We start from the raw sequence: 11,123 nt of genomic DNA, 5'->3' as shown, positions 1-11,123 counted from the left end.
GTTTCGCCCGTTCCGGCCCGAGAGGGCGCGGTTCGGGCGCGCATCCGCCACCGCCGGGCCGGCCGGGGCCCGCGCCGTGCCGACGGTACCGCGAAAGCGGCCGACGCCGCCCGGAGTTCGGCGATCGCCGCCGTGCGCGGGGGAGGGGCCGCGGGCCGGGGGCACCGCCGGCTCTGTCCGCCGATCGGGTGTCGCCCGCCCCGTTTCCGCCAAACGCACGGCGCCTGGCGCTAAAGAGGCCCTAGTGATGGCGGATGAGCGGGGTGCGGAGGCCGGTGAACAGCCGGGCAGAAGCCCGGTGACAGACGGACTATCCGGGGCATAGGGCTCGAACTGTCCTGAAAGAGTGCCGGAGTACCGGTCGCGCACCGTGTCGTTGTTGGGCCGAACGGGTGACTTGGCGTAAGAATTGGCTGGTGCAGGGATTGAGTGCGAGTCAGGTCGGGGGGAGCCGGTGAGCCGTTACGACGTCACCGATGAACAGTGGGAAGGGCTCGCCCAGGTCGTGCCGCTGCGGGGCCGGGACGCCTGGCCGTCCGCGGTGAACCACCGCTCGCTGCCCGACGCCGAGACCGAGACCCGGCGCCGGTTCGTGGTCCTGCGCGTCAACGTCTTCGCGGACGCCCGGGAGGTCGCCGAGACCCTGATGGCCGGGGTGCCGGTGCTGCTCGACCTGTCCGGCGCGGAGGGCGACGTCGCCAAGCGCGTCCTCGACTTCAGCACGGGCGTCGTCTTCGGCCTGGGCAGCGGGATGCACCGCGTGGACCGCAACGTCTTCCTCCTCACCCCGCCCGGCACGGAGGTCAGCGGGCTGATGGAGGGCGCGGGCATCTCGGGCGGCTGACCCCGGCCAGGACCGGACCTCCGGCCGCCCCCGATCCCGCGAACGCCCGGTCCGGGGCCCGGCTCCGGTGGGCTCGCGCGTGAGGGTCGTTCCTCGGCCGCGGGAACGCCTGGTCCCGGGGCCGGCTCCGGTCGGCTCCGGTGCGACGGTCGTCGCCCGATCGTGGGAACGTCCCGGCAGTGAAACGGTTCGTCGCCGGTGCGGAGCCCTACGGTCCGCATATGGCCGTGCCCTCCGTGTCCGCCGGGCCGCCGGCGGCCGACGCGTCCGCCGGGACCCTCCCCGCGCAGTCCCCACCGCCCCTCGACATCCGCTCCCGGGTCACCGAGCTGCGGCTGTCGGCCTTCGCCGGGCACCGGCGGGCCGGGTTCCCGCTGGGGCCGGTCACCCTGTTCGCGGGGCCCAGCGGTGCGGGCAAGACGACCGCGCTCGCCGCGTACGGGGCGCTGGCACGGCTCGGCGGCGGCGCCCCGCTCGCGGAGGCGTTCCCGGACCCGGCCGCCTGTGTGCCGGAGCGGGCGCGCCCTGACGCCGAAGGGCGCCGCGGCTTCCGGATCGGGTGCACGGCCGACGGGGCGGAGGGGCCGGTCCGGCTCGACGTCGCCGTACAGGCCGAACCGCACCTGCGGATCGTGGGGGAGCGGCTGACCGCACGGGGGGTCGTCCTGCTGGAGACCGCCCTGCGCGACCCCGGGCGCCGTACCGTCCAGGCCGCCTGGCACACCGCGGGTTCCGCACCGGTGACCCGCGCCCCGCTCCCCGACGACCGCCTGGGCACCGCCCTGCTGCCGCTGCGCGTGGCCGGCAAGACCGACGGCCAGCGCCGGGTGCTCGCCGCGGCCGAGCAGATGGTCGTCGCCCTGCGCTCGGTCTTCCCGTGCGATCCCCGTCCCGAGTGCATGCGCGTCCCCGTGCCCACCGGCTCCGGCCGGCTGCTGCCCGGCTGCGACAACCTCGCCGACGTGCTCTGGCGCACCCGGGCGGAGTGCGGTCGCCGGCACGGCCGGCTGGTCGAGGTCGTGGACGCGGGGTGCGCGGGCCGGGTGGCCGACCTGGTCGCCGAGCCGCTGGCCGGCGGCACGGTCCGGGCGCTGCTCGACCGCGGCGACGGCTTCCGCACCGACGTTGCCCGGCTCGGCGACGGCGAGCTGCGCTACCTCGCGCTGGCCCTGGTACTGCTGACCGGGCCGGGGGTGCTGGACATGGACGTCCCGGGCGAGGTGCCCGACGCCCTGCGCACCCTCACCGTCCTCGCCGACGGCTTCGACCGCGGCCTGGACCCCTCGCAGCGCCGGGAGTTGCTGCGGACGGCCGTCGGGATGGGCGAGCGCGGACACATCCGCTGCGTGGCCGCGGTGAGCGACGCCTCCTGGTCCGCCGGGATCCCGGGTGTCACGGTGGTACACCTGAACCCTTGACGGAACACGACTCCTCCTGGTCCGCCGGGCCTCCGGGCGTCACGGTGGTACACCTGAACCCGTGACGGAACACCCCGACCTGGCCCGGCTCCAGCGCAGACTCGCCGAGTTCGCCGCAGCGCGGAACTGGCAGCCCTACCACACGCCCAAGAACCTCGTCGCCGCCCTCTCGGTGGAGGCCTCCGAACTGGTCGAGATCTTCCAGTGGCTGACGCCGGAGGAGTCCGCCCGGGTGATGGACGACCCCGGCACGGCGCACCGCGTCACCGACGAGGTCGCGGACGTCCTGGCCTATCTGCTCCAGCTCTGCGAGGTCCTCGGCATCGACCCGCTGGCCGCCCTGGACGCCAAGATCGACCGCAACGAACGCCGCTTCCCGGCGCCGGGCGCCGAGCACCGGCCGGACGGCGGTCCGGAGGACCAACAGTCGGAAGATTAAGTTCCGTTATTACTCTCCGAAGTCGAATCGGGGGCCGAATCCGAATTGTTGTCCACAGATTTCCGTCTTCCTCTGGCTTTTCGTCCCAGCGACCCTCACTCTGGGTAGTGAACAAGTGAGTTCAGGCGACCGTGCCGGATGACGCGGCGGACGAACGGGGGCACCACATGGATGCGGTACGGCTCATCCTCGCGAGCAGGCGGGCCCTGGCGGGCGGCGCCGACGCGGCGGAGATGATGGCGGAGGTCTGGCAGGCGCAGGCCCTGGCGCAGGCGATCGGGAGCCGCCTCGCGGTCTCCGGACCGCCGGAACTGCGCGGCGAGGCCCTGGGACTGACCGAGCTGGCGGGCCGGGGCTGCGGAGTCCTGGACCCGCCCGAACTGGACCCCGGCGACCTGCGCGCCGCCCAGCTCACCCGGCTGGACGACGCCCGCGAGACCCTGCTCTGCCTCGGCGGCCTGCTCGGCGAGGTCGGCATAGCCCTGGTCGGCATGGCGAGCGCCGCCGCCGACGAGACGACGTACTGGCAGTGCATGGAGGCGATCGACGCGGCCGACGAGTCCCGCGACCGCGTCCGGGAGATGCTGCGCAAGCTGGCGGCACGGGAGGAGGTGTTACCGGAGGACACCCAGGACAGCCCGTCCGGTGTCTGAACACCCGCCACGGCCCGTCCGATGCGCGAGCGCCCGGGAACGACTCGTCCGGCGCGCGAGTGCCCGGGAAGGACTGGGCCGGCGCGGAGGTGCTCGGCAAGGACCGGTCCGGCGTGTGAGTGCCCCGGGGTGGACGGCTCGGCGCGGGAACGTACCGGCGGCCACCGTCCGGCGCGGGTGCCGGACGGTCCGGCTCCGACGGCCCCAACGATCACTGCCGGGGCGGGTCACTGGTTCGGAGCAAGGCCCGCGCGCGGAGTGGACGATTTTCACCCGACCGGGGACGGGCGTGCCGCAGGACACCGGCGCGGTTGACGTGCCGGGCGCCGTGCAGGATAGATGTATGGACCTTCGAATCTTCACCGAGCCCCAGCAGGGGGCTTCGTACGACACCCTGCTCACCGTGGCGAAGGCCACCGAGGACCTCGGCTTCGACGCCTTCTTCCGTTCCGACCACTATCTGCGGATGGGCAGCGCGGACGGCCTGCCCGGCCCCACGGACGCCTGGATCACGCTGGCCGGCCTGGCCCGCGAGACCAAGCGCATCCGCCTCGGCACCCTGATGACCGCCGGCACCTTCCGGCTGCCCGGCGTGCTCGCCATCCAGGTCGCCCAGGTCGACCAGATGTCCGGCGGCCGGGTGGAGCTCGGCCTCGGCGCGGGCTGGTTCGAGGAGGAGCACAAGGCGTACGGCATCCCGTTCCCGAAGGAGAAGTTCGCCCGCCTGGAGGAGCAGCTCGCGATCGTCACCGGGCTGTGGGCGACCGAGGCCGGCAAGACCTTCGACTTCCACGGCACGTACTACGACCTCACGGAGTCGCCGGCGCTGCCCAAGCCCGCGCAGCGGAAGGTTCCGGTGCTCATCGGCGGCCACGGCGCGACCCGGACCCCGCGGCTCGCCGCACGGTACGCCGACGAGTTCAACATCCCGTTCGCCTCGATCGAGGACAGTGCGGTGCAGTTCGGCCGGGTGCGGGCCGCCGCGGCGGAGGCCGGCCGTGCCGCGGACGCCCTGACGTACTCCAACGCGCTCGTCGTCTGCGTCGGCAGGGACGACCGGGAGGTGGCCCGCCGCGCCGCCGCGATCGGCCGTGAGGTGGACGAGCTGAAGGCCAACGGGCTGGCCGGCTCCCCGGCCGAGGTCGTCGACAAGATCGGGCGGTACGCCGGGATCGGCTCCCGGCGGATCTACCTCCAGATCCTGGACCTCGACGACCTGGACCACCTGGAGCTCATCTCCGCCCAGGTCCAGTCGCAGCTGGCGTAGCCGCGACGGCGGGGCCCCGCCGCGCCGTCACGGCCGCAGCGGCGTCCGGGCGCGCGCCAGGAGCCGGGGTGCCGGCCGGAGACCCGGGGAGGATCACCGATCCTCCCCGGGCTCCCCGCTCAGCCGTGCTGGGTGAAGCCGTAGTCGAGGATCTTCGCCGCGTCCTTGAAGCGCTGGTCCGCCGAGGTGTCCGCGAGGATGGTGCCCACGACCGTCCTGGAGCCGCGGGCGGCCGCGAACACCAGGCAGAACTTCGCCTCCGGCCCGGAGCCGGTCTTCACGCCGAACGCGCCCCGGTAGGAGGTGAGGAGCTTGTTGGAGTTGGTCCACGGCCGCATCGCGTGCGTTCCGCCGCCGGGCCGGTACGACTGCATGTCGTCGTAGACCTTGGTGCCCACGACCTTCTTGAACGTCTTGTTCTTCAGCGCGACCCCGGCCAGCTTGGCCAGATCCCGCGGCGAGGAGTAGTTCTTGCCGTTGGACACCCCGTCGAAGGAATCGAAGTGGGTGTTCGTCAGGCCCAGTTCACGCGCCTTGCTGTTCATCTTGCCGATGAACGACTTGGTCCGCTGGGCCGTCGTCGAGCCCGTGCCGTAGGTGTCCGCCAGCGCGTAGGCCGCGTCGCAGCCCGACGGGAGCAGCAGGCCGTACAGCAGGTCACCCACCGGCATCGAGTCGCCGAGGATCAGGTTGGCGCTGGAGTAGCGCTGGTTGTCCGTCACCGGGTCGATGACGTAGTCGGTGTACTCCTTCTTGATCTTCACCTTCTTGTTCAGGTTCAGGTTCCGCTGCGACAGCACCACGAGCGCGGTCATGATCTTCGTGGTGGAGCCGGTCCGCAGCCGGCCGTTCGGCGCCTTGCCGAAGAGCTGCTTGCCCGTGGCCGCGTTCATGGCGTACGCACCCTGGGCCGGCACCTGCGGCGCCGCCGTGACGGTGCGCGCCGCGGTGGCCGCGGCCGGTGCCGTGCCCGCGTGGGCGGGAGCGGTCGCGAGGACCCCCGCGCCCAGGACGGCGCCGGCCGCCACCGCGACGGCGGCTCTTCTCCTTGCGCGGATTCCCTGGCCGATGTCCATGGTTCCCCCTTCTGTCAGTGGTCAGTTGACGGGGGCTCACTTCATCAGGTCCGCGGTCAGGGCGGCCATAACGGAGATCACATGACCGTACTGTGAACGCGTTGTGGCGGAACTGTGGGCTCCGTCACAGCGCTCATGATCCGGGACTGATCGTATGACCCGGTGCGTAAACTTCTCCCCCTCGCTCTCACCGGCCTGCTCGCCGTGTCGGCATGCCAGTTCGGCGACGACGACGCCGGCGACGAGGCCCACCGCCTCAACACCATGAAGGCGTTCCCGCTCCAGGCATACATTCCGGACCCGGCGTCCGGTGACGGAAAGGCCGTCGGCGCGGCGCAGTGGATCCTCGCCCGGCAGTGCATGGTCCGCCTCGGGTTCACCGGCTTCAAGACGCTCGACCTGCGGACGGTCGAGTCGACGTATCCGGTGCGACAGGGCACCCTCTCCAGCCGCAGCAAGGTCGGCGACGACAGCCCGTACGGGGTGGACGATCCCGATCTGGCGGCCGAGCACGGCTACCACAACCGGCAGCGGCTGGACGAGGAGTCCACCGACCAGCCCATGGAGTGGCCGGCCGACCAGTACACGGCCCTCACCGGCGTCTTCGAGTCCGGCGACAGCCACCAGGCGCACGGCACCCCCATCCCCCGGGGCGGCTGCCTGGGCCAGGCGAACCGGAAGATCTACGGTCCCGAGCCCGAGCCGGTGAAGATCGGCGGCGTGAAGCTCTCCGGCTACTACTCGGTCGCCATGAAACTCTGGTCCGACGCGCGCGAACAGGCGAAGAAGGACCCCGCCTGGAAGAAGGCCGACCGCGCCTGGGCGGACTGCATGAAGGACGAGGGCTTCCACTACCCCGACCCGGACGAGGCGTCCCTCGACACCCACTGGTTCGGCGCCGACGAGCCCTCCGACAAGGAGAAGAAGACCGCCGCCGCGGACGCCCGGTGCAAACTCGACACCGACTACATCCAGTCCGTGCACGCCGTCGAGAGCAGCCGGCAGAAGACCGCCATCGCCAGGAACAAGAAGGTGCTGGAGGAGCGGCGCGTCGCGAACGAGAAGGCCGTCGCGAACGCCCGGAAGATCGTCGCCGACGCGAAATGAGCACAGCGGCCGGCCGGGCGCGCCCGGCCGGCCGCGGACGTGCGCAAAGAAAACCGGTGGTCGGCGGGAGGCCCGGGCGGCCAGACTCGACAGCATGTTCGTGACGATCTCCACCACCGGCACGGCCGGGAGTCCGGCCACAGACCTCGGGTACCTGCTGCACAAGCACCCCGGCAAGGCACAGGCGTTCTCCACCTCGCACGGCACGGCGCACGTGTTCTACCCCGAGGCGGACGCCGAGCGCTGCACGGCCGCCCTGCTGCTGGAGATCGACCCGGTCGCGCTGGTCCGGCGGGGGAAGGGCAAGGGCCGCGGCGGCGCGCCCGACGCGGCACTCGCCCAGTACGTCAACGACCGCCCCTACGCGGCCTCCTCGCTGCTCGCGGTCGCACTGAGCAGCGTCTTCTCCAGCGCCCTGCGCGGGGTGTGCAACGCCCGCCCCGAGCGGGCCGCCGCCCCGCTGCCGCTGCGCATCGAGGTGCCCGCGCTGCCCGCCCGCGGCGGACCGGAAATCGTCCGGCGCCTGTTCGCGCCGCTCGGCTGGACCGTGACCGCCGACCCCGTCCCGCTCGACACCGCGTTCCCGGAGTGGGGCGACTCCCGCTACGTCCGGCTCCTGCTGGAGTCGGAGCGGCTCACCCTCGCCGAGGCGCTGCGCCACCTGTACGTCCTGCTGCCGGTGCTCGACGACGCCAAACACTACTGGGTCTCCGCCGACGAGGTCGACAAGCTGCTGCGGGCCGGCGAGGGCTGGCTGGCCGAGCATCCGGAACAGAAGCTCATCACCAGCCGCTACCTCTCGCGCCGCTGGTCGCTGACCCGTCAGGCGATGGAGCGGCTGGAGCTGGTGCGGCTCGCCGAGGCCGACGACAGCGAGGTCGAGGACATCGACAACGCCGTCGAGGCCGAGACCGAGACCGAGGAGAAGCCCACCCCGCTCGCCGTCCGGCGACGCGACGCGATCGTCGAGGCGCTCCAGGCGTCCGGCGCGGCCCGGGTCCTCGACCTCGGCTGCGGGCAGGGACAGCTGGTGCAGGCGCTGCTCAAGGACCCGCGGTTCACCGAGATCGTCGGTGTCGACGTGTCGATGCGCGCCCTGACCATCGCCTCCCGGCGGCTGAAGCTGGACCGCATGGGCGAGCGGCAGGCCGCACGCGTCAAGCTCCTCCAGGGCTCGCTCGCCTACACCGACCGCAGGCTCACGGGGTACGACGCCGCCGTGCTCAGCGAGGTGATCGAGCACCTCGACCTGCCCCGGCTGCCCGCCCTTGAGTACGCGGTGTTCGGTGCGGCCCGCCCGCGCACGGTCCTGGTGACCACCCCGAACGTCGAGTACAACGTCCGCTGGGAGTCCCTCCCGGCCGGCCACGTCCGGCACGGCGACCACCGCTTCGAGTGGACCCGCGAGGAGTTCCGCGCCTGGGCGCACGCGGTCGCCGGACGGCACGGGTACGACGTGGAGTTCGTGCCGGTGGGGCCGGACGACCCGGAGGTCGGACCGCCCACACAGATGGCCGTGTTCGTACAGCGGAACGAGACCGGGAAGGAGGCGAAGGCGGCATGACCGGGACACAGCACGAGGGACGGGCCCTGCCCGTCACCGACCTCTCCCTCGTCGTCCTCGTCGGCGCCTCCGGCTCCGGCAAGTCGACCTTCGCCCGCAAGCACTTCAAGCCCACCGAGGTGATCTCCTCCGACTTCTGCCGCGGCCTGGTCTCCGACGACGAGAACGACCAGAGCGCGACCCGCGACGCCTTCGACGTCCTGCACTACATCGCCGGCAAGCGGCTGGCCGCCGGCCGCCGCACCGTCGTGGACGCCACCAGCGTGCAGCAGGACAGCCGGCGGCAGCTGATCGAGCTGGCCAGGAAGTACGACGTGCTGCCCATCGCCATCGTGCTGGACGTGCCGGAGGAGGTGTGCGCCGAGCGCAACGCGGCCCGCACCGACCGGGCCGACATGCCCCGCCGGGTCATCCAGCGGCACATCCGCGAACTGCGCAGGTCGCTCCGGCACCTGGAACGCGAGGGCTTCCGCAAGGTACACGTCCTGCGCGGGGTGGAGGAGACCGAGCACGCCACCGTCGTCACCGAGAAGCGCTACAACGACCTGACCCACCTCACCGGCCCGTTCGACATCATCGGCGACATCCACGGCTGCTCCGCCGAACTGGAGTCGCTCCTGTCCGAGCTGGGCTACACCGACGGGGTGCACCCGCAGGGCCGTACCGCCGTGTTCGTCGGCGACCTGGTCGACCGCGGCCCGGACAGCCCCGGCGTGCTGCGCCGCGTGATGGCGATGGTGAAGTCGGGCAACGCCCTCTGCGTCCCCGGCAACCACGAGAACAAGTACGGCCGCCACCTCAAGGGCCGCAACGTCCGGCACACCCACGGGCTCGCCGAGACCGTCGCGCAGATGGAGCAGGAGAGCGAGGAGTTCCGGACCGAGGTCCGGCAGTTCCTGGACGGGCTGGTCAGCCACTACGTCCTCGACGGCGGCCGGCTCGTGGTCTGCCACGCCGGTCTGCCGGAGAAGTACCACGGCCGCACCTCCGGCCGGGTCCGCGCGCACGCGCTGTACGGCGAGACCACCGGCGAGACCGACGAGTTCGGGCTGCCGGTGCGCTACCCGTGGGCGGAGGACTACCGCGGGCGGGCGGCCGTCGTCTACGGCCACACGCCCGTGCCCGAGGCCACCTGGCTCAACAACACCATCTGCCTGGACACCGGCGCCGTCTTCGGCGGCAAGCTGACCGCGCTGCGCTGGCCGGAGCGCGAACTGGTCGACGTGCCGGCCGAGCGGGTCTGGTACGAGCCGGCGCGGCCGCTGCGCAGCGAGGCGCCCGGCGGGCACGACGGCCGGCCCCTGGACCTGGCGGACGTGCACGGCCGCCGCGCGGTGGAGACCCGGCACGCCGGCATGGTGGCGGTCCGCGAGGAGAACGCGGCGGCGGCACTGGAGGTCATGAGCCGCTTCGCGACCGACCCGCGCCTGCTGCCGTACCTGCCGCCGACCATGGCGCCGACGGCCACCTCCGCACAGGACGGCTACCTGGAGCACCCGGTGGAGGCGTTCGCGCAGTACGCACGGGACGGCGTCGCGCGGGTCGTGTGCGAGGAGAAGCACATGGGCTCGCGGGCCGTGGCCCTGGTGTGCCGCGACGCGGAGGCGGCGCGGCGACGGTTCGGCGTCGGGGGTGCCCCCGGCGCGGGCGGGGCCGAGAGCGGGGGAGGGCCCACCGGCTCGCTGTACACCCGCACCGGGCGGCCGTTCTTCGACGACGGGCGGACGACCGAGGAGATCCTCGGCCGGCTGCGCTCGGCGGTCACGGACGCCGGGCTCTGGGACGAACTCGGCACGGACTGGCTGCTGCTGGACGCCGAGCTGATGCCGTGGTCGCTGAAGGCCACCGGACTGCTGCGCGGCCAGTACGCGGCCGTGGGCGCCGCCGCGGGCGCGGTGTTCCCGGGCGCGCTCGCCGCCCTGGAGGCGGCGGCCGCGCGCGGTGCCGACGTGGACGGCCTGCTGGACCTTCAGCGCGAACGGGCCGCCGACGCCGCCGCGTTCACCGCCGCCTACCGCCGCTACTGCTGGACCACCGAGGGCCTGGAAGGGGTCCGGCTGGCCCCCTTCCAGCTGCTGGCCGCCCAGGGACGCAACCTCGCCGTGCTGGCGCACGACGAGCAGCTGGCCCTGATCGACCGGCTGGTGGAGCACGACGGCAGCGGGCTGCTGCAGACCACCCGGCGGCTGTACGTCGACACCGGCGACCCGGAGTCGGTCCGCGCGGGCGTCGACTGGTGGCTGGAGATGACCGGCCGGGGCGGCGAGGGCATGGTCGTCAAGCCGCTCGGCGCGCTGGTCCGCAACCCCGAGGGACGGCTGGTGCAGCCCGGCATCAAGTGCCGGGGCCGGGAATACCTGCGGATCGTCTACGGTCCGGAGTACACCCGGCCGGACAACCTCGCCCGGCTGCGGCAGCGGTTCCTGAACCACAAGCGCTCGCTCGCCCTGCGCGAGTACGCCCTCGGCCTGGAGGCCCTGGACCGGCTCGCCGGCGGGGAACCGCTGTGGCGGGTGCACGAGGCGGTGTTCGGGGTGCTGGCGCTGGAGTCGGAACCGGTCGACCCGCGCCTGTGAACTCCTTGGTCACACAACACCCTTGTGTCGTACTTACGTTGGTCCATATGGTGGACGGCCGTGCGGCACAAGGGTGTTCGCGTGCCATGAGGGGAGTGACGGGCGTGGAGATCAAGAAGACCGTGGTCCGCGAGGACCAGCGGACCACCACCCGCCGGCCTGCCATCCTGGAGAAGCGG

The 11,123-nt window shown here is 72.7% G+C and carries 9 protein-coding genes; 8 read left to right on the top strand and 1 reads right to left on the bottom strand.

Annotated features, from left to right (window positions below; genetic code table 11):
* Positions 1–454 precede the first annotated feature (454 nt).
* The 5 genes from JK361_RS04040 to JK361_RS04020 all read left to right on the top strand — a co-directional run bounded on the left by JK361_RS04040 (position 455) and on the right by JK361_RS04020 (position 4,621).
* Positions 455–844 (top strand): cell division protein SepF, encoded by a 390-nt coding sequence (locus JK361_RS04040; protein WP_189298640.1) that lies wholly within the window; start codon positions 455–457, stop codon positions 842–844.
* Positions 845–1,065: 221 nt separating this feature from the next.
* On the top strand, positions 1,066–2,262 hold the full coding sequence (locus JK361_RS04035; protein WP_201814199.1) for an AAA family ATPase: 1,197 nt from the start codon (positions 1,066–1,068) through the stop codon (positions 2,260–2,262).
* A gap of 61 nt (positions 2,263–2,323) precedes the next feature.
* Complete coding sequence (locus JK361_RS04030) at positions 2,324–2,701, top strand: nucleotide pyrophosphohydrolase (protein ID WP_201814198.1); 378 nt, start codon at positions 2,324–2,326, stop codon at positions 2,699–2,701.
* Positions 2,702–2,868: 167 nt separating this feature from the next.
* A complete protein-coding gene (locus tag JK361_RS04025; protein ID WP_201814262.1) occupies positions 2,869–3,354 on the top strand; it encodes a DUF6099 family protein in 486 nt (161 codons plus the stop codon).
* 343 nt (positions 3,355–3,697) lie between these two features.
* Positions 3,698–4,621, top strand: a complete 924-nt coding sequence (locus JK361_RS04020; protein ID WP_201814197.1) for an LLM class F420-dependent oxidoreductase — start codon at positions 3,698–3,700, stop codon at positions 4,619–4,621.
* Positions 4,622–4,740: 119 nt separating this feature from the next.
* On the opposite strand, the gene JK361_RS04015 is transcribed toward JK361_RS04020, so the two are convergent.
* Complete coding sequence (locus JK361_RS04015) at positions 4,741–5,697, bottom strand: D-alanyl-D-alanine carboxypeptidase family protein (RefSeq protein ID WP_201814196.1); 957 nt, start codon at positions 5,695–5,697, stop codon at positions 4,741–4,743.
* Positions 5,698–5,859: 162 nt separating this feature from the next.
* Between JK361_RS04015 and JK361_RS04010 the strand changes: the two genes are divergently transcribed.
* From JK361_RS04010 to JK361_RS04000, 3 genes are all read left to right on the top strand, one after another.
* Positions 5,860–6,804, top strand: coding sequence for a hypothetical protein (locus JK361_RS04010; protein WP_201814195.1), 945 nt, complete (start codon positions 5,860–5,862; stop codon positions 6,802–6,804).
* Between the two features lie 94 nt (positions 6,805–6,898).
* On the top strand, positions 6,899–8,368 hold the full coding sequence (locus JK361_RS04005; RefSeq protein WP_201814194.1) for a 3' terminal RNA ribose 2'-O-methyltransferase Hen1: 1,470 nt from the start codon (positions 6,899–6,901) through the stop codon (positions 8,366–8,368).
* A complete protein-coding gene (locus tag JK361_RS04000; protein ID WP_201814193.1) occupies positions 8,365–10,944 on the top strand; it encodes a polynucleotide kinase-phosphatase in 2,580 nt (859 codons plus the stop codon). The genes JK361_RS04005 and JK361_RS04000 overlap by 4 nt, the downstream gene beginning before the upstream one ends.
* Positions 10,945–11,123 lie beyond the last annotated feature (179 nt).

Origin of the sequence: Streptomyces musisoli (assembly GCF_016741855.1) — a bacterium.
GTDB classification, from domain to species: Bacteria; Actinomycetota; Actinomycetes; order Streptomycetales; family Streptomycetaceae; genus Streptomyces; species Streptomyces musisoli.
This window is presented reverse-complemented; position numbering and strand designations above follow the sequence as displayed.